The 23,889-nt window shown below is 61.5% G+C and carries 15 protein-coding genes and 2 pseudogenes; 7 read left to right on the top strand and 10 right to left on the bottom strand.

Annotation, left to right across the window (positions count from 1 at the left end; genetic code table 11):
• Positions 1–88: 88 nt before the first annotated feature.
• Positions 89–547, bottom strand: coding sequence for a winged helix-turn-helix transcriptional regulator (locus AB4O16_RS00770; RefSeq protein WP_160386976.1), 459 nt, complete (start codon positions 545–547; stop codon positions 89–91).
• 101 nt (positions 548–648) lie between these two features.
• Between AB4O16_RS00770 and AB4O16_RS00765 the strand changes: the two genes are divergently transcribed.
• On the top strand, positions 649–1,881 hold the full coding sequence (locus AB4O16_RS00765; RefSeq protein ID WP_460156743.1) for an MFS transporter: 1,233 nt from the start codon (positions 649–651) through the stop codon (positions 1,879–1,881).
• Positions 1,882–2,205: 324 nt separating this feature from the next.
• Here the strand turns inward: AB4O16_RS00765 and AB4O16_RS00760 are convergent, their stop codons facing one another.
• The 4 genes from AB4O16_RS00760 to AB4O16_RS00745 form a co-directional block, all read right to left on the bottom strand.
• A complete protein-coding gene (locus tag AB4O16_RS00760) occupies positions 2,206–3,306 on the bottom strand; it encodes a polyamine ABC transporter substrate-binding protein (RefSeq protein WP_460156742.1) in 1,101 nt (366 codons plus the stop codon).
• A gap of 81 nt (positions 3,307–3,387) precedes the next feature.
• Positions 3,388–4,206, bottom strand: a complete 819-nt coding sequence (locus AB4O16_RS00755) for a carbon-nitrogen hydrolase family protein (RefSeq protein ID WP_460156741.1) — start codon at positions 4,204–4,206, stop codon at positions 3,388–3,390.
• Positions 4,207–4,355: 149 nt separating this feature from the next.
• The gene (locus AB4O16_RS00750) at positions 4,356–4,934 is read right to left on the bottom strand and encodes an eCIS core domain-containing protein (protein ID WP_460156740.1); all 579 of its coding nucleotides are present in this window, start codon (positions 4,932–4,934) and stop codon (positions 4,356–4,358) included.
• Between the two features lie 46 nt (positions 4,935–4,980).
• Positions 4,981–7,884, bottom strand: coding sequence for a sensor domain-containing phosphodiesterase (locus AB4O16_RS00745; RefSeq protein WP_460156739.1), 2,904 nt, complete (start codon positions 7,882–7,884; stop codon positions 4,981–4,983).
• 352 nt (positions 7,885–8,236) lie between these two features.
• Here AB4O16_RS00745 and AB4O16_RS00740 point away from each other — a divergent pair, with 352 nt between their 5' ends.
• Complete coding sequence (locus AB4O16_RS00740) at positions 8,237–9,559, top strand: DUF1329 domain-containing protein (RefSeq protein WP_160386982.1); 1,323 nt, start codon at positions 8,237–8,239, stop codon at positions 9,557–9,559.
• A gap of 50 nt (positions 9,560–9,609) precedes the next feature.
• Here the strand turns inward: AB4O16_RS00740 and AB4O16_RS00735 are convergent, their stop codons facing one another.
• A complete protein-coding gene (locus tag AB4O16_RS00735) occupies positions 9,610–9,771 on the bottom strand; it encodes a DUF2986 domain-containing protein (protein WP_160386998.1) in 162 nt (53 codons plus the stop codon).
• A 367-nt stretch (positions 9,772–10,138) separates the two neighbouring features.
• Here AB4O16_RS00735 and AB4O16_RS00730 point away from each other — a divergent pair, with 367 nt between their 5' ends.
• Entirely contained in the window at positions 10,139–13,459 is a 3,321-nt protein-coding gene (locus AB4O16_RS00730; protein WP_460156738.1) for an Ig-like domain-containing protein, read from the top strand.
• Between the two features lie 407 nt (positions 13,460–13,866).
• On the opposite strand, the gene AB4O16_RS00725 is transcribed toward AB4O16_RS00730, so the two are convergent.
• Positions 13,867–14,433: a nucleotidyltransferase family protein gene (locus tag AB4O16_RS00725; RefSeq protein WP_460158106.1), complete on the bottom strand. Its 567-nt coding sequence runs from the start codon at positions 14,431–14,433 to the stop codon at positions 13,867–13,869.
• 159 nt (positions 14,434–14,592) lie between these two features.
• Here AB4O16_RS00725 and AB4O16_RS00720 point away from each other — a divergent pair, with 159 nt between their 5' ends.
• The 4 genes and pseudogenes from AB4O16_RS00720 (at position 14,593) to AB4O16_RS00705 (ending at position 19,829) form a co-directional block, all read left to right on the top strand.
• Entirely contained in the window at positions 14,593–15,930 is a 1,338-nt protein-coding gene (locus AB4O16_RS00720) for an MFS transporter (protein ID WP_460156737.1), read from the top strand.
• A gap of 273 nt (positions 15,931–16,203) precedes the next feature.
• Positions 16,204–16,482: pseudogene (locus AB4O16_RS00715) on the top strand (PAS domain-containing protein); the annotation flags it as partial.
• 312 nt (positions 16,483–16,794) lie between these two features.
• Positions 16,795–17,769: pseudogene (locus AB4O16_RS00710) on the top strand (methyl-accepting chemotaxis protein); the annotation flags it as partial.
• A 359-nt stretch (positions 17,770–18,128) separates the two neighbouring features.
• A complete protein-coding gene (locus AB4O16_RS00705; RefSeq protein WP_460156736.1) occupies positions 18,129–19,829 on the top strand; it encodes an aspartate:alanine exchanger family transporter in 1,701 nt (566 codons plus the stop codon).
• Between the two features lie 403 nt (positions 19,830–20,232).
• Here AB4O16_RS00705 and AB4O16_RS00700 read toward each other — a convergent pair whose 3' ends face one another.
• The 3 genes from AB4O16_RS00700 to AB4O16_RS00690 all read right to left on the bottom strand — a co-directional run bounded on the left by AB4O16_RS00700 (position 20,233) and on the right by AB4O16_RS00690 (position 23,775).
• Complete coding sequence (locus tag AB4O16_RS00700; RefSeq protein WP_460156735.1) at positions 20,233–21,138, bottom strand: amino acid ABC transporter substrate-binding protein; 906 nt, start codon at positions 21,136–21,138, stop codon at positions 20,233–20,235.
• A gap of 48 nt (positions 21,139–21,186) precedes the next feature.
• Positions 21,187–22,527, bottom strand: coding sequence for a putrescine-ornithine antiporter (gene potE / locus AB4O16_RS00695; RefSeq protein ID WP_460156734.1), 1,341 nt, complete (start codon positions 22,525–22,527; stop codon positions 21,187–21,189).
• Between the two features lie 213 nt (positions 22,528–22,740).
• On the bottom strand, positions 22,741–23,775 hold the full coding sequence (locus tag AB4O16_RS00690) for a YeiH family protein (RefSeq protein WP_160388745.1): 1,035 nt from the start codon (positions 23,773–23,775) through the stop codon (positions 22,741–22,743).
• Between the last annotated feature and the right edge of the window lie 114 nt (positions 23,776–23,889).

The following is a 23,889-nucleotide window of genomic DNA, read 5'->3' as shown; positions in this document are numbered from 1 at the left end:
AAATTCAGTGAATAATGCAATCGCCAGCCAGACACTTGCTGTTGAACTACTGTTGGGAATGCAACAGTGACTGCAGTATTCCCGGTTATTACGACTCGTCGGCCACCACTCGCACTCGGTGGCAATCGAACGGCCCGAGTGTGTGACCGCTCGAAGAGCGCACTTCCATCGGCATCAGCGTCTGGCCGGACGCATTGTCCAGCAACACAGAGCGGGTTTCTTCGCGCCTGAACAGATGACGTTCGCCCCACTGGCGCATGCTGACCACCACCGGGAAGATCTCCCGGCCTTTGTCCGTGAGCACGTACTCCTTGTAGGCACTGCCATCCGACGCCGGCTGAACGTCGAGAACACCGACCTCGACCAGGGTTTTCAGGCGTGCTGCAAGGATGTTCCTGGCCACCCCCAGGCTTTTCTGGAATTCGCTGAACCTTCGGATGTCGTCGAATGCGTCGCGGATGATCATCAGCGACCAGCGATCGCCAATGGCTTCGAGTGTTCTGGCGACCGGGCATTCGCTGCCCTGGGATGAAGTGTCTTCGGCCATATCGTGGGACCCCGAGCAAAGTGGTTGCATTATGAAACCTGATTCAGCAACAATCCAATCAAGTTTTTAATTGAAACCAGTTTAGCGCCTCGGAGACTCATATGACAGTCGATTGCGACTGCGCCATCCGCCCTTTCGTCACGCAGTCCCCGGGGCTTTCCCCGTCACTTGCCTTACTGTTCTCCGTCACCTGCGCGCTGGCGGTCGCCAACGTTTACTTCGCTCAACCCTTGCTCGATTCGATGACCCTGAGCCTGGGGGTTGCCCCATCGATGATCGGGGTCGTGGTGACGGCCACCCAGGTCGGTTACGCGCTGGGGTTGCTGTTCATCGTGCCATTGGGCGACCTATTGAACCGCAAGGCCCTGGTGCTGACGCAAGTGCTGTTGTCCGCGATTGCGCTGGCGGCGGTCGGCGCCGCACAGCAATGGCTGACCCTGCTCGGGGCGATGATTCTTGTGGGTTTGCTGGCGGTGGTGGTGCAAGTACTGGTGGCCTATGCCGCCGTGCTGGCGACGCCGTCACAACGTGGCCAGGCCGTGGGCTTCGTCACCAGCGGCATCGTCCTGGGGATTCTCCTGGCGCGCTTTGCCTCCGGGCTGATCGCCGACCTTGCAGGCTGGCGCGCCGTGTACTTCGTGTCCTCGGGATTGATGCTGGCCCTCGCGGCGGTGTTCTGGAAGGTGCTGCCTGGTGCAGTGCCTGCGCGCAGTCGATACACCTACCCGGCACTGATCCGCTCGCTGTTCAGGCTGTTCCTGACCGAACCGGTGTTGCGCATCAGGGGTTTGCTGGCCCTGCTGAACTTTGCCGCTTTTTCCGTGCTGTGGACATCCATGGTGCTGCCGTTGAGCGCCCCGCCGCTGTCGCTTTCACACACGGCCATAGGCCTGTTCGGCCTGGCCGGCGTCGCCGGAGCCCTGGCGGCCCGAAGAGCCGGTCGTTGGGTCGATCAGGGTTTGGGGCAACGCGTGACCGGCATGTCGCTGACGATCCTGACGCTGTCGTGGTTGCCCATCGGTTTTGCCCAGTCGTCACTGATCGCGCTGGTTTGCGGTGTGGTCTTGCTGGATTTCGCCGTGCAGGCCGTACACGTCACCAACCAGAGCCTCGTCTTTGCGGCACGACCCGACGCCCACAGCCGCATGGTCGGTGCCTACATGTGCTTCTACTCGGTGGGCAGTGCCCTGGGCGCCGCGGCCGCGACGCAGGTCTATGCGCTGTGGGGCTGGACAGCCGTCAGCCTGCTGGGTGCCTTGATCAGCACGACGGCCCTGATGCTGTGGTTTTTCACCCTGAATTTATCAACGGTCCATCAAGAACGATCCGCATGAAAACCCGGCACCTCTTGCTCGTCATTCTCGGGGTGCGGATGAAGACCGGGGTTGCCTTGCGCGCTCAAGCGATGGGACAGGAAATAAGCCCATCGCCAGCAAGCCGGCTCCTACAAGGATTGCGTCGTCGGGGTTTCCCGGGATTGACGCGGACTTTGTAGGAGCCGGCTTGCCGGCGATGGTCGTCAACGATAACGCGTATAAACCGGATAAACGCGGCGCACTTGAGTCCATCGCCGGCAAGCCGGCTCCTACAGGGATTGCGTTGTCTGGATTTCCCGGGATTGCATGAAGCGCTCGCGGCAGTGTGAGTTTCAGCCAGTCTCAAGTGCCGCTTTTGACCTTGCTCCAGACCCGGGTGCGGAGGCGCTCGATTTTCAGCGGCAGTGGCTGGTCGGGGAACAGCGTGGCAAGCGTTGCGGCTGGCGGGTAGACCTCGGGATTGCTTTTCAGGCCCTCGTCGACATAGGCCGTGGCGCTCTTGTTGCCGTTGGGATAACCCAGGTAATTGGAGCTTTTGGCGATGATCTCGGGGCGCATCATGTAGTTGATGAAGCTCAATCCTTGCTGCGGATGCGGGGCGTCCTTGAGCAATACCAGGGTTTCCATCCACACCGACGAGCCCTCGCGCGGAATCTTGTAGGCCAGGCGGCGACCGTTGTTGGCGCGTTCGGCGTTGACCTTCGCGTCGTACACCCCGCCGGACCAGGCCACCACGGCGCAAATGTTGCCGTTGGCCAGGTCAGTGATGAACCGTGATGAGTCGAAATAAGTGATGTACGGGCGAATCTTCAGCAGCAGCGCTTCGGCCTTGGCGTAGTCCTCGGGGTTCTTGCTGTCCGGCGGCAAGCCCAGATAGTGCAAGGTGATCGGAATGATCTCGCTGGGGGAGTCGAGCATCGCGACGCCGCACTCGCTGAGCCTGGCGATGTTTTCTTCCTTGAAGATCAGGTCCCAGGAATCCACCGGGGCAGCCGCCCCGAGTACCTTGGTCACCTGGTCGACGTCATAGCCGATCCCCGTGGTGCCCCACATGTAGGGGATGGCGTAGCGATTGCCGGGATCGTTCTGCGCGACCTTGGCGAGGATCTCGGGATCGAGGTGCGCGCGGTTGCTCAATTGGCTGCCGTCGAGTTCCTGGAGGACGCCGGCCTTGATCAGGTTGGGCAGCGCGCTGTTCGTCACCACCACCACGTCGTAGCCGCTGCGGCCAACCATCAATTTGCTCTGCATGACTTCAGAACTGTCGAAGGTATCGAGCACCATGGGCGTGCCGGTTTCCTTCTCGAACTCCTTGGGCGCTTCAGGGGCGATGAAGTCGTACCAGTTGTACAGGTTAACGCTGGGGGCCTGCGCCCAACTGACGGCCGTGCCCAGCCCGCACAACGTAAACAGGCCAAGGTGCAGCAAACGCATTGCTTTCATGGGGTGCTCCTGGCGAATTGGCCATCGATCGGCAATCGCCGCCATATTGTTTTTATGCAAACTCGAGTCGGCGTTCGTGGCTCAGGGAATCAGGAACTCACGCAGACCGTCCGGCTGCTCATCGAATGCACCCTGCAATTTCAAGCGCTTTTCCGTGCGGTAGTCATATCGCGCCCGTGCCTCGGCGATCTGCGTCATGTCCAGTTCGACGACGTGCCGGCACTCCTGCGCGCCGGCTTCAAACAGCCGCCTGCCGAACGGGTCGACGACGCTGCTGCCGCCGGCGAAGACTTCGCCGGCGCCCTCGCCGACGCGATTGACCATGGCGGCGAACAGCTGGTTTTCCTGGGCCCGGGCGGCGACGGCGGTATGGTGCACGTGGCCGTAGGGCTCCATGTTGCCGTCCGTGATCAGGATCAGCTCCGCGCCGAGCGCCGCCAAAACGCACGCGCCTTCGGGGAATTCAATGTCGTAGCAGATCAACAAGCCGATACGCACGCCGCGCCATTGCACCGTGGAAAACCGCTCGCCAGGCAGCACCAGGCCCGGTTCGCCGACCCACAGATGAGTCTTGCGATAACTCAGTGCCACGCCTTCTGGGGTAATGAACAACGTGGTGTTGTAGAAGCGTTCGCGTTCGCCATCGCGCTCGATCAACCCCACGACCACCGCGACATCCCTCTCCCGCGCGGCAGCGCAGATGGCCTGGACGCTGGGGCCGGAAATGGGCTCGGCGAGCCGGGCGATATTATGGTGGTCGAGAAAGCCTGTGATGTAGGACTCGGGGAACATCAGGATATCGGTGCCCGGCGCGCTTTCGGCAATCGCCCGCAGAATGCGTTCCAGATTGTAGGCGACATCGCCATCGCGACACGCCAACTGTACGAGCTCAAGCTTCATTATCAGACCTATCAGGTAAAAAAAGCGTCCTGGCCAGGAGGCGGATGACTTTGTCAAAGGCCTGACAAGTATGCGGATCGCAGAAAAACTTCCTATCACGCGGAGTGAGTACTCCTTAAGGGGTAGTACATGGAATGGATCGGCAAGGTTCAGTCAGTCACCTGGCGCAGCGACCGCCTGACCTCGGCTTGAATGGCATAGGCCGGTGCCTCCACGGCATCGAAGTCATGGGTATAGCGCTGGGCAAATCCCCCTACCCCCCACTCCTGATACTGCTGCACGTGCTTGAGTTCGTGGGCCCAGAGTGCGACGTCCTGTTCTGCCGCCTGAGGGTCGCGAAAGAGGATGACGTCGATCAGCGTCACGGCACCGATATCGGGGTTTTGCAGCATGGCGGTGGCGGCGCTGAACTGGCCGTTGTCGCTGATCCTGTAGCGCGCGGCATCGAGCACGCCCGGGTCGTACCAGGCCAGCAATTGCTCGCGGATGTGCGGTGGAATGGCTCGGGTGCCGGCGCTGGCGGCTTCGGCACGCGCCTGGGTCAGCCACAGCGCGAGGGCCGGCGTCGCGATCTGGTAGATGTCCTCGGGCACCATGTCTGGCAGGCAGATGCAGCCGTCCAGGCACACCTGCTTCTCGCCGGCCGGGCAGCCGTTGCTCTGGGCTGACACGTCAAGCGCCAGGCAAAGAACCAACAGCGCCACCAGGGGCGTGATGATGGGTGGCATCGGATGCTCCAGCCAGCAGACAACGGTGAAGCCATTCCGGTCCAGGCTACCCCTGGGGACCGAGCATTGAACTTGCCAACAGCGCTTGCAGTGCCATCGGCTTTGCAAAATGATAACCCTGCGCCTGACCTGCGCCCATTTCGCGCAACAGCTCCAGCGTCGCTTGATCCTCGACACCTTCGGCCACCACGCTCAGGTCCAGCGATTCGGCCATGCGCACGATCGCCCGGACGATCGCACGACTGCGGGCGCTGGTGGTCAGTTCGAGGATGAAGGATTTGTCGATTTTCAAACCGCTGAATCGGTACTGATGCACATAGCTCAAGGACGAAAACCCGGCGCCGAAGTCATCGAGCACCACCGACATGCCATTGTCTGCCAACTGCTGCATGGTCTGGCGCGCGATGGCCGGCTCGGCGACCAGCGCGCCTTCGGTCAATTCCAGGCAGATCCGTGAGGGCGAGACCCCGTGCTGCGCCAACAGGGCCAGCACTTCAGTGGCGAAATCGGGACGCGTCATGCTGTAGCTCGAGCAATTGACGTGCACCGCAGGCCAGTTGGCGTGTTCGGGTTGAGCGAGGATCGCGGCAATGCTGGTCAGCATGTACAGGTCCAGTCGACCGATCAGGCGCAAGCCCTCGAAGTCCGGCAGGAACTCGCCCGGCGCGATCACCCGGCCGCCCGGCTGATGCCAGCGGATCAGCGCTTCGAGGGCCAACAGTTCGCCGGTTTCGACGCTGACGATCGGCTGGAAATACGGCAGCAGTTCGTCAGTGCGCTTGAGCGCGTTGCGCAAGGCGCCTTCACGCTCGACCTGGTCGGAGACCTCACGGCGCACTTCCTGGTTGAACACCGCGTAGCTGTCGCGCCCGGCACTCTTGACCCGGTACATCGCCGCATCGGCATCGCGCAGCAAGTCGGCGGGCTCGTGGTGGAACTGAGTGTCGGCACTGACAATGCCGATACTGCAGGACGAGAAAACCTCATAGCCGTTGATGAAAAACGGCAGGTCGAACGCCACCAGGATGCGCTCGGCGATTTCGATCAACACCTCCAGCGGCGCTTCGGGCGCCAGTACCGAAAACTCGTCGCCGCCCAGGCGCGCCAGCATGTCGGTGTCCCGCAGGCAACCGCGCAAGCGGTGAGCGGCCTGCATCAACAGCAAGTCGCCGAAATGGTGGCCGAGACTGTCGTTGACCATCTTGAAGCGGTCGAGGTCGATGAACATCACCGCCAGGTGCCCGCCTTCGCTGCCAAAACGCGACCAGGCGACATTGAGGCGCTGTTGCAGGTAGGTGCGGTTCGGTAGCCCGGTCAGTGCATCGTGGGCGTTTTCGTGCTGCAACTTGGCATTGGCGTGATCGAGCTCGCGGGTGCGGCTCTGCACCCGGGCTTCGAGCTTGAGGTTGGCGGCATGGATCGCTTCGGCGGCCGTACGACGCGACAACGCGGTATCGATGTGCCGCGAGACGAAGGTCAGCAGTTCCTGGTCGCGCTGGGTATAGCGCACCTGCGCGGTATAGCTTTGTACCGCCAGCACGCCCCGCACCACGTCGTCTTCGAACAGCGGAATGCCCAGCCACGAGTGCGAGCGTACGGACTCCTGGGCAAGTTCGATCTCGCCCTGCGCAGACAGTCGCTCAGCCTCGCCGACGTCGATCAGGCAAGGCCGGCGCTGACGGATCACGTACTCGGTCAAGCCCCGGCGCCCGCGGCGTGCCGCCGGGCAGGTGGTCTGGCGTTCATCGACATAATAGGGAAACGTCACTTCACCGGTCGCGTCCTCGAACAGCGCTATGTAGAAGTTCTGCGCGAACAGCAGATCACCGACGATGCCATGCAAGGATTGAAACAACTCGGCCATGTCACCGGGCTTGCTCGACAGTTCGGCAATCTGGAACAGCGCGCTCTGCAGATGTTCGGCACGCTCGCGCTCGGCCACTTCCTGCCTCAAGGCGTCGTTGAGCGCCGACAGTTCCAGGGTGCGACGCATCACCGTTTGTTCCAGGTCCTCGCGGTGCAGAATCCGGTCCAGCGCCATGGCCACGTGGCGCGCCACCACCAGGAACAAGGCACGGTCTTCAGCGCTGTAGGTGCGGGAAACGTCGTAGACCTGCATGGCCAGCATGCCAAACACGTCGTCCGAGGCATTTTTCAGCGGCGCGCCCATCCAGTACTCGGGACGCTCGCCCACACAGTAGAAACGCCGCTCGGCTTGCGCTGCGAGAATCCCGGCGGCGTCGATCAGCAATGGCTGGCCGGAGGTCAGCACCTGGCCGGTCAGCGACATGTGCGACAGATCGAGGTATTCGTAGTTCTCGGCTTCGAGCGCTTCCGGGTCAATGATGTCGACGTAGTACGGGTAATCGATCTTGCCGGTGTGCGGGTCATACAGCGCGAGATAGAAGTTCTCGGCGTCGATCAGGCTGGCCAGCAGACGGTGGACCCCCACCAGGAACACCGAGCGGTCACGGGTCGAGCTGGCCAGGTAGGTAATTTCGTAGAGCACACGCTGGGTGACCTGCGCACGGGCCAGGGTGTCGGTCTGCAACTGGTTGCCCAGGCGCTGGGCAAACCCGGCGAGCGCCGGCTCTGCGGCATCGTTGAGCGGTGCCAGCAGCCAACCCAGCACGCTTTCGCCTTTGCCGGTCGGCCAACGGTGCAGGTTCGAGGCGTGGCAAAAGGCGTCGAAGTCTTCATTGGCAATGCTTGAAGGCCATTGCACCTGCGGGTCGCCCTGCCCGACCCGATGCATTTGTTCACCGGCGCGGTAAAACACCCAGGCGGTGCCATGGGTCCAGTTGCGCGCGGCGTCCAGCAAGCGTTCGATCGTGTCGTCGTTGCCAGCGTAAGCCATGCCGACAGTATCCGGATTCACTGTGGATTGAAGTGCGGCAACTTCGCCATGGCTCGATTGCCGTCGGGAGTCGGTCAATGTACGAAAACTCATCAGGGCTCCCTGAGCCAGAAAACTGCCGATACGTGCTGACCGGCCGATATCAATATGCCATCAAACTGTCATTTAAAACTTATAGCTGTTTTTTTCAACGATTTGTTCACTTTAAAGCCAACTTTGAGACAGGCCACAAGTTATTCGCAATGACCTGGCCGAGACAACCGATTCAGCGGTTCGACAAGGAGCCTGTCATCAATAGCCAAGGGACTGTCGTCGAATGAAAAGCGCCCCCGACCCGGGGGCTTTTTAATGGAGGCACTAAAAAGTCTCTGGCATCGAGCCGACGGATACGACCGTTGCGCCTGTGTCACGAGTTGCCTGGTACGCCAGGCAGGAGAATAACAATATGAAATTAGTGAAACGTCTTCTGGCCGCCGTGCCGCTCATGGCGCTGGCCATCGATGCCCATGCCGCCGTATCGAACCAGGAAGCCGCCCGGCTCGGCGCCAGCCTGACGTGGGTGGGGGCCGAAAAGGCCGGTAATGCCGACGGCTCCATTCCGCCCTACAGCGGTGGCCTGACCACTGCCCCCGCAAGCTTCAAGTCCGGCGACAGCATGCGCCCGGATCCCTTTGCCGGCGAACAGCCGCTGCTGGTGATCAACGCCAGGAACGTCGATGCCTACAAAGGCATGCTCACCGCCACCACCGTCGCATTGGCCAAGCGCTACCCCGGCTTTCGCGTCGACGTGTACCCGACCCACCGCACCGCATCGCTGCCGCAGGCGGTGCTCGACAACAGTCGCAGCAACGCCACCAACGCCCGGTCCCTCAACGGCGGGATAGCGTTCGACAACGTTCTGCCCGGTGTGCCGTTCCCCATTCCGCAATCGGGCGCCGAGGCCATGTGGAATTTCCTGCTGCGTTACCAGGGCGTCAACATCCACTCCAAGTACGATTCCTGGAGCGTCGACACGGCCGGCGTGGCGAGCCTGGCTGTCACCGGCGAGGCGTTCGTCTCCTTCCCGATCTACGAGAACATGGCGAAACCGATCAACAACTCCGACATCTACTACCAGTTGAAGCTGTCCTACACCGGACCTGCGCGGCGTGCCGGCGAGTCGATCATGCTCAAGAACGCCACCAACCCGTTGCAGCGTCCCGGCCGTGCCTGGCAGTACATGCCGGCCCAGCGCCGGGTCAAACAGATTTCGATCCTGGCCTACGACACGCCCAACCCCGGTACCGCCCGTGCACTCGAGCTGTATGACTGGACGCTGATCGGCAAGCAGGAAATGATCGTGCCCTACAATACCTACAAGCTCACCTACGCTCGCGAAGCCAAATCGCTGACCACGCCGAATTTCATTGCGCCGGACTTCGTACGCTGGGAAAAACACCGGGTCTACGTCGTGGAGGGCAACCTCAAGCCCGGTGCCAAGCACATCTACCAGAAGCGCCGCTTTTACCTGGATGAAGACACCTGGGCAGCGGTCGCCTCCGACCAGTACGACACCCGTGGCCAGCTTTATCGCGGGTCCTTCGCCTTCTTCAGCCAGAGCTATGACAAGCAGGTCCCGGATGCCACCCCGTTCATGACCTACGACCTGTCGAAAGGCACCTACAACATCAATGGCGTGGTGGGCCCTCACGGCGGCATCCGCTACATCGAGCCATTATCGACGGCGCAGTGGGTGCCGGAGTCCATGGCGGGCACCGGTATTCGTTGAGTGTGTGGTGATAAAAAGCCCCGCTGGTTCAGGGGGCCGGGCTGCCGGGATCAGCTTTCGCAGGCAACGACAGGATCTTGAGCGGATTCGGCAGCCAGCTTCAACCGGTCAGCCTTGCTGATGTATTTATCCTTGCTTTTCGGTGCCAGTTTGGCACTGGCCTTTTTCGCGTTGGCCTTGAGTATCTGATTCAGTTTCTTGCGACGATTCATGGTGTTCTGCTCAACCTGTAATTGCTCAATCATATCAGACCTAAGTCTCAGACCGGGGCCGCCACGTCCCCCGGAAATGGGGTTCTTCACCCACCTATCCGGGTGTTTACCACCAAACTCGAGGAATATCCCCCTCTGCCCCCCCGCTTCTTTGGGCTGCAATACCCGGAAAAACCGGTTCGTTGACCTGAATCTTTTCTTGGCCAGGTAATGGCTCATTAGTTGCACACCCCTGCTTGAGCCCAAAAACAGCAGTCGTCCCGGCCATGGAGACGGCGGGACATCAAGCGAGGGGTGACCTATGAAACGCGCAACACACTCAAGCAATTCGCTCCATCTGCTGCGCAAAACAGGTCTGCCTTGTGCGATGTTCTTTTCCCTGGCCACGGCAGAGGCCGTGCCGCTGGATGACTTCGGCCCCCCCCTACCGACGGACCCCTCGGCGTTTACCAATCCGCCGGCCGACCCCAAGGCCGCGCTGGATGCCCTATTGACCTTGCCGCATACCAACCAGGGTTCCATCGCCTATCCCAACGGCGGGTACGGCGACCGGAACTCGCCCCGGGCCGAAAACGTGCTGCCGCCCGCCCTGCAGACATCGTTCAAGATCCCCACCAACGGCAAGCCCAGCCCGTTGTTCGGGGCCTTGCCGTACACGCAACAACTGCTGCTGTTCGAAGAATTCGGCACGGAAAAACTCGACCCGACACTGCCCGCGCCGCCGCTGACCTTCCCGCCTCCGATCATCGGCCCGGCGCCCACGCAGGACCCGAACAGCATCGCCCGCAGCGGCCCTTCGGCCGCGGCGCTGGAAGCCTTCATGCGCCAGCCGGGGCTGTATCCGTTCCCCTCGCAGTATTCCAATGTGCTGGACCGCAACCCGTGGAAGGCGCAGGTCGAAGCCTTCCTCAACCGCCATCCGGTCGGCTCGCCGGCTGAAGGTCGTCCACCGGGAAAAGGCTGGTCGCACCAGCGCTGGAACGAGTTCTACCCACAGGTCGCCTTCAAGACCGCGCAGGCGGGCGCCAAGCTCAACGGCGGCATGCGCGACCGCCGCCAGTTGCACAACTACGCCGTCGGCGAGTTCGGACCGGGCGGGCTGTACAACCAGACTTCGGACACGCCGATCATTGCCGGTACCACCAAGGGCATCGACACGCGTTTTCACCCCAACATGCCGATCCAGAACCACAAGGCACTGTGGACTTTCGACGGCACCTTTCCGCCAAAACTGTTGATGGTGCGTTACGGTCAGGGGGTGCTGATGCGGCACTACAACGCCCTGCCGATCGATCCGGCGGCCAACATGGGCTTTGGCCTGCACACCCTCAGCACCCACGAACACAACGGCCACACCCCGGCCGAAAGCGACGGTTATGCCAATGCGTTTTTCTTTCCGGGGCAGTACTACGACTATCGCTGGCCGATCCAGTTGGCCGGCTACGACAGCATCAATACCAATGCCCAGGATGCACGCGCGGCGTTCCCTTGCGCACCGGGTGAAACCCTGTATGTCAACGACGCCACGCCGGGCATGAAGACGTGCAACAACGGCACCATCAAGATCCGTGGCGAGTGGCGCGAAACCATGAGCACCCATTGGTTTCACGACCACATGCTCGATTTCACCGCGCAGAATGTCTACAAAGGCAACGCGACGATGATGAACTACTACAGCGCCATGGACCGTGGCAACGAAGCGCTGCAGGACGGCGTCAACCTGCGCCTGCCCAGCGGTTCGGCGCTGCCCTGGGGCAACCGCGACTATGACGTCAACCTGATGATCGCCGACAAGGCCTGGGATGCCAACGGCCAACTGTGGTTCAACCCGTTCAATACCGATGGCTTCCTCGGCGACCAGATCCTGGTCAACTGGCAGTACCAGCCGCGCCTCAACGTGCGGGCGCGCAGCTATCGGTTCCGCATCCTCAATGGCTCGGTGTCGCGCTTCTTCAGGATCGCGCTGGTGCGTGAAATCGCCGGCACCAGTGGCGAATTCCCCGGTCCGGCGGGTTCCGGCCTGTCTTACACCCGCGTGCCGTTCCACATGATCGCCAACGACGGCAACCTCATGGAACACGCCGTGCCGTTCGACGGCAGCATGGACCTGGACGCCGACGGCGATGTGCAGGACCACAACGCCATCCTGCCCACCCAGGGCATTGCCGAGCGCTTCGACATCATCGTCAACTTCTCCAAATACGGGATCCGGACCGGTGACAAGCTGTACTTCGTCAACCTGATGGAACACCAGAGCGGCAAGGGGCCGGAGAGTATTCCGCTGAGCCTGGCCGACGTGTTGTCCGGCAAGTACAAAGCGGTGCTCAAACTCGGCAGCAAGGGGCTGGAATGGGACCTGGGCGACCCGACGGTGGGCAAGTTCATGCAGATGGTGGTGCAGCCTTATGCCGGCCAGGACGTGGCCATGAACCCCGCTGACTACGAACCCGCCAAACCGGGTAAACCGGTGGGCAAGGTGATGATCCCGCTGACGATCAACCGCGACGATCCAGCGATGCAGGCCAAGCTGCAGCAGGCGCGGCATCGCGAGTTCATCTTCGGCCGCTCGGACGGTACCGACGAAGAACCCTGGACGATCAAGACCGACGGTGGTTTCGGCGAACGCGCCGACCTGCGCCGGATCAGCGCCGCGCCGCAACTGGCCACTGGCCCGACCCCTGCCGGCTTCTCCGGCGACGGCACCCTGGAAGTGTGGAAAATCAAGAACGGCGGCAACGGCTGGAGCCACCCGGTGCACGTGCACTTCGAAGAAGGCGTCGTCCTCAGCCGCGACGGCAAGGCACCGCCGGAATGGGAGAAATGGGCGCGCAAGGACGTCTATCTCATCGGCCAGGGCATCGACAGTACGGTGGACGTGGACATCGCGATCCGCTTCCGCGAATTCGCCGGGACCTACCTGGAGCACTGCCACAACACCCAGCACGAAGACACTTCCATGCTGATGCGCTGGGACGTCGAGAATCCGGGCCAGTTCCAGTTGATGCCAACACCCCTGCCCGGCTGGGACGGTGTGACCTACGTCAACTCCGCCGCGCTGCCAACCTTCCGCACGGGCGATAGACGCAACAACGAAGGCGACAACAAAAAACCGGTCGCCAACCCTGACAGTGCCATCAGCAACACAGGCCAACCGGTCACCATCAACGTGCTGGCCAACGACACCGACCCAGACGGTAACTTGCCGCTCAAAGTGGTGGGCCTGGCGCAACCGGACTCCGGCAAGGGCAGCGTCAGCACCGATGGCCTGCGCGTGGTCTACACACCACCGGCCACGATCGCCGCACCGTTCACCGCGACCTTCACCTATCAGGCCGCCGATGCCATTGGTGCGCAATCGGAACCGGCGACGGTGTCCGTGGCGGTCACCGCAGGGGTCGTCGAGAACCTGATCGTCACCGGCGCTACCGTCACCTCCCGCAGCAACAGTCGCTACTACTGGGTGCTGTCCGGCACCACCTCGCGCGGCACGGGCAATACCATCTCGGCGACTGCCACGACCACCACCGGAACGGTGAACCTTGGCAACGCCACCCTGACCACCACGCCTACCGGCGCACGCTGGAACATAGCGGTGACCACCGTCGGCAGCGGCCCGGCGACAGCCCCGACAGCAACCATCAAGTCGGCCTTCGGCAAAACCGTGACGGTGCCAGTCGTGAAGAACTGAGTCAGAACTGGCTGTAGCAACGAGGGCCTCAAGGATTTGAGGCCCTTTTTATTGCAGGAGCGAGCCTGCTCGCGATGGACGTCAGTAACCCGGATAAACGCGGCGCCCTTGAGTCCATCGCCAGCAAGCCGGCTCCTACAGGTATGGTGCGGTCCCTTGTGGGAGCGAGCCTGCTCGCGATGGTGGTCAACGATAACGCGTGCAACCAGGATAAACGCGGCGCCCTTGAGTCCATCGCTGGCAAGCCGGCTCCCACAGGTATGGTGCGGTCCCTTGTGGGAGCTGGCTTGCCAGCGATGGTCGTCAACGATAACGCGTGTGACCCGGATGAACGCGGCGCACTTGAATGCATCGCCAGCAAGCCGGCTCCTACAGTTCCCCGGATTGCGTGAGGCAGCATCTACAATTCAACGCTGGGGTTCGATGATCCTGAGCCAGGGCCAGCGGGCCTGATAACTTCTGGCTTTCTGATCGAACAAGTCTGGCCTGGGATTCCTTGGATTGATTCGAAGCAGCCCCTGCTCTGTGTCGGCCAGCCCATTAGGCGCGTAGACCTCGCCGGTTGCCACATCCAAACCCATGCACGTACCGGCAATCAGATAACGATCGACCCCGTCCCTGGCCGACCGGAGCTGAGGATACTCCCCGCCAAACCGCTGTCTGTACCACAGGTGCACACGCGCCTGATTCCTGATTTCGACGTTCACCTCAAGGTCCTCGAACAGACCCCGGGCACGCTGGATGACCTCATCCTCTGCTTCCCAGGACAGGTCTTCATCGAAGTAAAAGACGTCGTAATCCTTCACGCCCCACGCTACCGGTTGCTGCGTCTGATGATTCCAGACAGCCTGGAACAGGCAACCGGCGGTGAGCATGCATTGCTGCAGACCGAGCTCGGGCAGACGCTTGGCCAGTGCTGCGTTTACCGGATTGGTCATTGCGACGCTGATCAGGCTTTCGACAGTCAATGTCATTTTCATCCCTTTTGAATCGTTGAAGTCCTGGTGGGCGAACAGCGGGCAATTTAACGCCAAGACGTCGGTACTGACTATGTGGATGACACTTTTGAAGTAAACCGCCGCAGAGCCTGCCCTGATAATCGATAGCTTACTGACGAATTGTCGAGGTCAAGCATGACGAGCGCAACGATGGAACAGGTCAGCCCGAAAACGCTGAGAAGAGTGATTGTCGCCGCCGGCATCGGCAATTTCGTCGAGTGGTTCGACTTCGCCGTCTATGGCTTTCTGGCCACGACCATCGCCCAGCAGTTTTTCCCCAGTGGCGACGCCAGTGCCGCGCTGCTCAAGACCTTTGCGGTGTTCGCCGTGGCCTTCGCCTTTCGGCCCCTTGGCGGGATTTTCTTCGGCATGCTGGGCGACCGGATCGGGCGCAAGCGAACCCTGGCGATGACCATTCTGTTGATGGCCGGGGCGACGACCCTGATCGGCCTGCTGCCCACTTATGCGGCGATCGGGGTCATGGCGCCGATACTGCTGTCGCTGATCCGCTGCGCCCAGGGCTTTTCCGCCGGGGGCGAGTACGCAGGGGCCTGTGCCTACCTGATGGAACACGCACCGAATGACAAACGCGCCTGGTACGGCAGCTTCATTCCGGTGTCGACCTTTTCCGCCTTCGCCGCGGCTGCCGTGGTGGCCTACGCACTCGAGGCCTCATTGTCCGCCGAAGCGATGGGCAGTTGGGGCTGGCGCCTGCCGTTCCTGATTGCCGCGCCCCTGGGCCTGGTCGGGCTTTACCTGCGCTGGAAACTCGATGAGACACCGGCATTCCAGGCGGTGACCGAGGAACATGCAGTCGCCCACTCGCCACTCAAGGAAACCTTGCGCAACCATGGGGCGGCGATCTGTTGCCTGGGTGCCTTTGTGTCGCTGACGGCGCTGTCGTTTTATATGTTCACCACCTACTTCGCCACCTACCTGCAAGTCGCCGGTGGCCTGAGTCGCGCCACGGCGTTGCTGGTGTCGCTGATCGCATTGCTGTTCGCCGCGGCGATCTGCCCGCTGGCCGGTTTGTATTCGGATCGGGTCGGGCGTCGAAAGACAGTGATGACGGCTTGCGCACTGTTGATTGTGGTCGTGTATCCCTCGTTCCTGTTGGCCAGCTCCGGCTCGTTCGCAGCGTCCGTCGTCGGCGTGATGCTGCTGGCGATCGGCGCGGTGTTGTGCGGCGTGGTGACGGCGGCCCTGCTCTCGGAAACCTTCCCGACCCGCACTCGCTACACCGCCTCGGCGATCACCTACAACATGGCCTACACCCTGTTCGGTGGCACCGCACCGCTGGTGGCGACGTGGTTGATCAGCACCACCGGCAGCAACCTGTCGCCGGCGTTCTACCTGATCGCGGTTGCCTTGCTCGCGCTGGCGGGTGGACTGGCATTGCCGGAGACCTCGAGGATTTCCCTGCATGATGTTGCGGCGCAGGAGAAAGGCGCAGGAGTGAGCGCATCGGCCTGAAACACGAAACGAGCCAAACGGTATCAACTCAGCAAGCCCGGTGATCCACCGGGCTTTGCGCGCATTCTGCGCCCCACAAACCACTCGATTCGACGTCCCTCACAATTCCACTTCGACATCGTGGACTTGTCATGAAATGAAAAGAAATTGTCGTCGAATGAATCGCCGCCTGTCTCCCCCGCCCATAAATTCCTCGTCGGGCCCGGCGCCATGCCTGGGCGCGTGTGCTTTATAGGCTCAACATCATAATAATAATCCGAGGGGCCACACCGTATGCGCGTGAATCTACCCGTAACCGAGCATGAAAGAGTATTCCCTGCCGAACAGCGATTGATCTCCACCACCGATCTCGACAGCCGCATCACCTACTGCAATGACGCCTTTGTGGCCATCAGCGGTTTCACCTACGACGAACTGGTCGGTCAGCCCCATAACCTGGTTCGACACCCCGACATGCCACCCGGGGTGTTCATTCATATGTGGCACACCATCAAGCAAGGCAAACCCTGGATGGGCCTTGTGAAAAACCGTTCGAAAAACGGTGATTTCTATTGGGTCAGTGCCTACGTCACGCCCATCTATGAAAACGGTCGCCTGAGTGGCTACGAGTCGGTTCGTTCGTTGCCCAGCCGCGACCAGGTCGGTCGGGCAGCGGCACTCTATGCCAGGATGCGCGCCGGCAAGCCGATCGTTGCCCGCAGCGCGCGGATTCTTCGGCCGCTGCAACACGGCTGGCCGCTGCTGCTGGCTGGCGGGGTTTCACTGCTGGGCAGCCAGTGGCTGGCACAAACGGCGGCACAAGGGGTCCTGGTGGCGAGCCTGGGTTTTGCCTGGTACCTGATCGAGTCCCGACAGCGCAAAGCCATCGAGCGCACCCTGGCCGAGCATCCGAAAGCCTTTTCCGATCCGCTGGTCGCGCTCACCTATAGCGACAACCACGGTCCCCAGGGGCGCCTGGACATGGCCATGCTCAGTGAGGAAGCGCGCTTGCAGACCGCCTTGAGCCGGCTCGTCGATGCCGGGGTCAACGTCAAGGCCAAGGCGGCGCAATCATCGGCACTCTCGGGCTCGCAGGCGCAGTCGCTGGATCGTCAGCGCAGTGAAACCGATCAGTCCGCCGCCGCCATTTCCCAGATGGCCGCGACCATCCAGGAAGTCACCCAGAACGTCATCAACACCGCACATGCCGCGTCGCAGGTCGACCAGTTGACCCGTGACGGCACTGAGCTGGCGGAGCAAAGCCTGAGCGCCATGGCAACCATGCATGAAGCGGTCAACGAGATTGGCCAGGCGGTCAATGCATTGGCCAGCGAAACGCAATCGATCGGCAGTGTCGTGGATGTCATCACCTCCATTGCCGAACAGACCAACCTGCTGGCGCTGAATGCGGCGATCGAGGCGGCCCGCGCCGGCGAGCAAGGTCGCGGTTTTGCCGTGGTGGCCGACGAGGTGCGCTCCCTTGCACAACGCACCCGTACCTCCACCGAGCAGATCCACGGCATCATCGCTTCGCTGTATAGCGGTGCCGATCGCGCCGTCTCGACGGCCAGCCGTGGCGAGCAGATGTCCCGCGAAAGCATGCAGCGTGTCGAGGCGGTGCAGACGGCTCTGGTCGGCATCAGCCAGGCCGTCACCCGGATTACCGGAATGAGCCAGCAGATGGCCTCGGCGTCCGAAGAACAGAGCCACGTGGCTGAAGACATCAATCAACAGATCACGCGTATCGCCCAACTCTGTGATCACAGCGCCGGGCAAGCCAAGCAAGGCGCCGCGATCAGCCAGGACCTGGAAGTCATGGCCGAGTACCTGCACAGCCTGGCGGCGCGCTTCAGTCGATAGTCATCAGCGCCCCGGCAAAATGGATTGCGGAACGGAAATGCGAGCGAAGGTGTCAGCTGTATAGACACCTCTGTTTCGCATCCCCATCCAGATGGAGCGCTGAAGCCATGAACAACATTATCTACCTCGTCGGTGCTGTTGTGATCATCCTGTTCATCCTGTCGTTTGTCGGTATTGTCTGATCGACCACTGAAGGCTTGCCAAAGGTCTGCTCAGGCTTTTCCTCACAGCGGGAGGAAAAGCCATGGACTTTACTGGTCTGGTACTTGGGTCAACCTCCCCGGTTTCACACGCTACGCTACTGCCTGAGGCTTTTCTGACGTCAGGCATCAACGTAGCGAAATCGGGGGATTCAAACCGTGCAGGCACTCTTCGCGTTTCTCAATGCCAACCCCTACCTGCTGCTGTTCCTGGTGGTGAGCCTGGCGGTGCTGATCGGCCGCTTCACCATCAAGGGTTACGGGCTGGGTACCGTCGGCGGCGCCATCGTGGTGGGTTGTGGCATCGCCATTGCCGCCTCCCTTTATGGCATCACCTACAAGCTCGATACGTTCACCATGAACCTCTTCTACTACCTGTTCATGTACGGGGTCGGTTTGCGCGTCGGTCCCTCCTTTCTCAACAGCCTGAAGGATGACGGGCTGAAGTTCACCGTCCTCGCGGTCATTTGCAGTGTGTTCAGTCTGGCCGTGGTGGTCTTGGGCACGCGGCTTTTCGACCTGCCGACCGGCGCGGCCGGCGGAATCCTCGCCGGGGCCACGACCATGTCATCCGCCATCGGCTCGGCCGAACAAGCGGTTGCCTCGGGTGCCGTCCGCCTCGCACCGGGCGACACCGTCGAAGGGGTGTCGGCGATGATCACCCTGTCCTACGGCATCACCTACATCTGGGGCACCGTCGGCATCGTGCTGATGTGCAAGTACATGCCGCGCTGGTGGGGGGTCGATGCCAGGGCGGCAGCCCGTCGTTATGAGGAACAGCATGGGATGCATGATCTCGAGGACGACGGTATTACCGCCGACAAGGCCTTCGGATTGCGTGCTTATCGCCTGGAAAACCGCACGACTGCCGGCCTGACCATCCGCGAGTTTCTCGCTCGTTTCCCGGAGTATCGCATCGTCAACGTGCATCACGATGATGAGGCGATAGGGGCGGATCCTGACATCCAGCTGCAACTGGGGGATGTGATTACCCTTGGCAGCACACGCACAGGCCTGACCGCCAACATCGGCCTGATCGGCCCGGAGGTCGATGACGCCAAGGCGCTCGCCGTCCCCCTGGACCACGCGGAGATCCTGGTGACCGAGAAGACCGTGATCGGCAAGCCGCTCAAGGAGTTTCGCGGCCTGGACCTGGCCGGGCAGCTGCAGTTGACTCGCATCCAGCGCGGCGGTGTGCCCTTGCCCGTCGGGCCAGAGACGCGGCTGCAGCGTCGCGACGTGCTGTTTGTCACCGGCCTGTCCAGCGCCGTGCAACGCGCGGGCGAGTTGTTCGGGGTTATCGCCCGGCCCAGCAGCATCACCGATTTATTAACGTTGTTTGTCGGAATGTCCCTGGGGCTGCTGATCGGTCTGATCCAGTTCCCCGCCTTTGGTGCTTCTGTCGGCCTGGGGAGCGCCGGTGGCCTGATGGTCTCGGGCATCATCGTCTCGTCGCTGTCCTCGCGCCTGCGCTTCTTCGGCAATACGCCGAACGCAGCGCGTAACATCCTCGAGGACATCGGCCTGCTGGTGTTCGTTGCGATTGTCGGGATCAATGCCGGCGCCACCCTGCTCGCTCAACTGACGGGGATGCTCGCTGTGCAGATTTTCCTGGTGGGTTTCGTCGCCTGCATGCTGCCGCCGTTCGCCGTCTGGGTGGTTGGCTATCACGTGATGAAGATCAATCCGGCGGTACTGATGGGTGGCATGGCCGGTGCCCGCAGTCATTCCGGCCCGTGCCTTGAGGCCGCGGCGGAGATCGGCAGCAATGTGCCCTGGGTCGGTTTTCCGGTCGCGTTTGCAGTCTCGGGGATCCTGCTGACGGTGCTTGGCTACTTCGCCATGGTCTTTGCCAATTAAATGGTTCTTTACGCAAATCCCTGTAGGAGCCGGCTTGCCGGCGATGGATTCAAGTGCGCCGCGTTTATCCAGGTTGCACGCGTTATCGTTAACGACCATCGCCAGCAAGCCGGCTCCTACAAAAGACCGCGTCAATCCCGGGATGACGCAATACCTGTAGGAGCCGGCTTGCCGGCGACGGACTCAAATGCGCCGCGTTTATCCAGGTTACACGCGTTATCGTTAACGTCCATCGCCAGTAAGCCGGCTCCTACAAAAGACCGCGTCAATCCCGGGAATCACCGATGACGCAATCCCTGTAGGAGCCGGCTTGCCGGCGATGGATTCAAATGCGCCGCGTTTATTCAGGTTGCACGCGTTATCGTTAACGTCCATCGCGAGCAGGCTCGCTCCTACAGTTGTATCAGGGCAACGCATACACCCTGAAGAGTTTTTTCACCGTGGCGTTGCTCCCGCCCAGATATTGGTCGTAGGCCTTTGCCACGAAGCCCGAGTAATAGGCTTCACTCAGGGCCGTATCGACCAGCAGGCGGAAGTCTTCGTCGTTGCGCTCCACGATCATCGCCACCGGCGAGTACTCGAAGATGCGGTCCAGGATCATCAGGTTTTTGGCCGCGCCTTCCTTGGCCACTTCGTTTCGCAGCAGCATGCGTTCGGAGAAGAACGCATCGGCCTTGCCCTCGGCAACCAGCTTGACGCCCTCGTCGTTGTTGGCCACGGTCACCAGCGAGGCGATCACGTTGAGCAGGCGCATCTGCTCGCGAATCCAGTCTTCGGTCACCCCGCCCTCGAGGGTCGCGTAGGTCTGGTTGGCCAGGCCATTGTTGATGCTGGCGCGCCAGGTCGGGCCGGTGTTGGCGACCTTGCCATTGAGCACATTGAGCAAGGGTTCGCCCGCATCGTTGCGCACCACGACCGAGAGGCCGGCGGTGTAGACCGGGATGGAGTAGCTGATCATCTTGCGCCGTTCCAGGGTGGGCGCGGTCGGCGTGCAGAGGATATCGACCTTGCCCTGGCTCACGGCGCTGACCTGGTCTGCAACCGTTACCGGTTGATAGCGCACCTGCAGGTCGGGCAGGCCCAACTCGCTCTTGAGCGTGTCGGCGATTTTCAGGCACAGGTCGATGGCATAACCGCTGGCCTTGTCGCCTTCCTGCTTGCTGAAAGGGGCCAGGTCCGGCAGGTAGCCCAAGGTAAAAGTGTGGCTGCTGCGCACGCGTTCAAGGGTGTTGGCGCCGGCCGCCAGCGGCAGCGTCAAGAATGCGAAGGCCAGCAGCAGTCTGGTGGTTATGGCAAATGGTACGTTCATGTCCGGTTTCCCCGTATGCAGATGTCTGTGCAGTCCAGATGGCCACGCCTAAGGATTACCGGCCGTGGCCTGGTTGGCGGATGGCGCTTCGGTGAAGCGCTTGGCGAGGAATCCATAGAGCAGGTAGCCGACAGCGAGCACCAGGGTGCCACCCATCACAGCGTCCTTGCCGCAGGCATACAGGGCATACAAGGAGTAGGTGACGGCGATCAGCAAGACCACCACGTTACGCGTGTGAATCGCCGACGAAACCCCGGCCTTGTGCATGATCACCAGCAGGCCGGTCAGTGCGGTGATATAGGGGATCAGGTTGGTGACCGCGGCCAGGCTGACCAGCTTGCTGAACTGGGCGGCGGCGTCGGGCGAGATGGTCGACAGGGCCATGAGGGTCTGCAGCACGCCGCAGACGATCATGCCGACGACGGGCGCATTCATCGAATTGACCTTGCTGAAGAGCTTGAGGAACAGGTTCTGGTCAGCTGTCATCTTGGCGGTTTGCGCCAGGGTAAATTGCCAGCCCAGCAGCGAGCCGACACACGCCATCACCGCCAGGGCCATGACGATTGTGCCCACCATCGGGTTGAATATTGTGGCGTAGACCAGAGCGAAGGGTGCCGAGGATTTGGCCAGTTCCGCGTTAGGAATGATGCCCTGGATGACAGTGGTCGACAGCACATAGACCACGGCGGCACCCAGGGTGCCGAACAGGCAGGCCAGGGGCACGTTGCGCTTGGGATTTTCGACGGCATCGGTGGCCTGGGCCGCCGACTCCATACCGAGGAAGGCCCACAGGGTCAGGGGGATGGCTTTGCCGATGGCTTCGGAAATCGGCAGGCTGTTGGGGTTCCAGGCGGCGGCCAGCACATCGGGCTTGAACCAGAACCAGCCGATGATGCTCAGGCCCGCGACCGGAATGATCACGCCCCACACCGTGAAGGCGCCGATCTTGCCGGTGATGCCCGGGCCACCGAAGTTGGCGAAGGTGGTCAGCCAGATCAGCGCGATCGTGCCGACGCACAGTGGAATGGCACCGGTGCCCAGCCAGGGGATGAAGGCCGTCATATAGCCCACCGCCGAAATGGCCACGGCCACGTTGGCGATGGCCAGGGACAGGAAGTACAGGTACGAACAGAGGAAAAAGCCCGACTTTGAATGGGCCTCCTCGGTGTAGGCGGACAAACCGCCCGAACGCGGACAGAAGACCCCGCACTGGGCAAAGCAGTAGGCGATGGCCATCGAGCCGATCGCGGTGAAGATCCATGACAGCAGCGAGACGGCACCCAGTTGCGCCATGTTGGTGGGCAACATGATGATGCCCGAACCCATCATGTTGACCGTCACCAGCGTCGTGAGCCCCATCAGGCCCATTTTCTTGCTTGAATCAGCCATCGCAAACTCCTTGCCTTGTTCAGAGTTTTGAACCTGGGCCTGGCGACGTGAGGCACGCGGCCGGACAGGGGCTAATGCTTACTGCTCGAGCACTTGAACCGGTTGGGTGCCGTGCCGTGCCGTTCGCTGACGCTGGAGTTCCTCGGACCTCAAAGGCATGTGTCCCGGGGGTCAGGAGCGAATGCACTATTGGGTATAGTTCATTTTTACTATTCAGCGCACCAGGAACAGCAGGCCCATGACCAGGGCGGCCAGGAAGAAGGTTTCACCCACCAGCATCACGATCGGTCGCCAGCCCACCTCTGCCAATTTCTGCAGAGAGGTTTTTACGCCCAGTGCGGCGATGGCGAAAACCAGGCAACCGCGTGACAAGTCGTTCATGCCACTGGTCAGTGCGTGTGGAATGACCCCGGTGCTGTTGATTGCCACCAAGGCCATGAAAGCGACCAGGAAGCCGGGGACCACAGGAATGCGCCCGCGCTCGTTGCCCGCATGCTGGCGGCGGAACAGCCAGGCAACCACGACGACCGCAGGGACCAACAGGGCCACACGCAGCAACTTCACCACTGTGGCGATATCACCGGTGACCGGTGAAATCATGTAGCCCGCCCCGACCACCTGGGCGACATCATGGATCGTCCCGCCGAGGAAAGTGCCGGTCTGCTCGGGGCTCAGGCCCAGCAGCTTGCAGAGGATGGGATAGGTGATCATCGCCAATGTCGACAAGCCGGTGACGCCGACGACGGTGAGCAGGGTGTCGCGTTCACTGTTCTCGTGCTTGGGCAGCACCGCGGAGATCGCCAGTGCTGCCGATGCGCCGCAAATCGCCACGGCACCGCCAGTGAGTACACCGAAGTCGGCACGCTGGCCGAGCAGCCGGGCGCTGGCCCAACCGACACAGAGGGTCGCGGCGACTGCCAGCACGGCGGCAATCACCGTTTCAAAACCCAGTGAGCCGATCTGCTCCAGTGTGATTCGCGCACCGAGCAGAACGACGCCAAAACGCAGGATGGTGCGCGAGGCAAACTCGATGCCGGGCAGGCAACGGCCGTCTTCGATCAAGAAGTGGAACGTCATGCCAAAGAGCAGCGCATACAACAACGTGGGGCCGCCGTAATGGTCGGCAATGAAAGCGGAAGCCATGGCGATTGCCAGGCTGACCATCAGGCCTGGGCCAAGTGTTTGCACACGGCCTGAGAATCTGCGCAGGAAACTGCCGGAAGATGCGTAGTAAACATCTTTGATCATGACACTGCTCCCCAACTCGCCTCGTTGAGGAACGGCCCTTCCCATTTGCCTGTTTTTTTTGTTTTTCATGACTTGGGTTCACATGCATTTGTACGATGAGGCGCACTAAATCAA

Source organism: Pseudomonas sp. S2_H10 (assembly GCF_054668285.1).
Note: the sequence above shows the minus strand (reverse complement) of the source record. Positions and strands in the feature narration are given on the sequence as shown.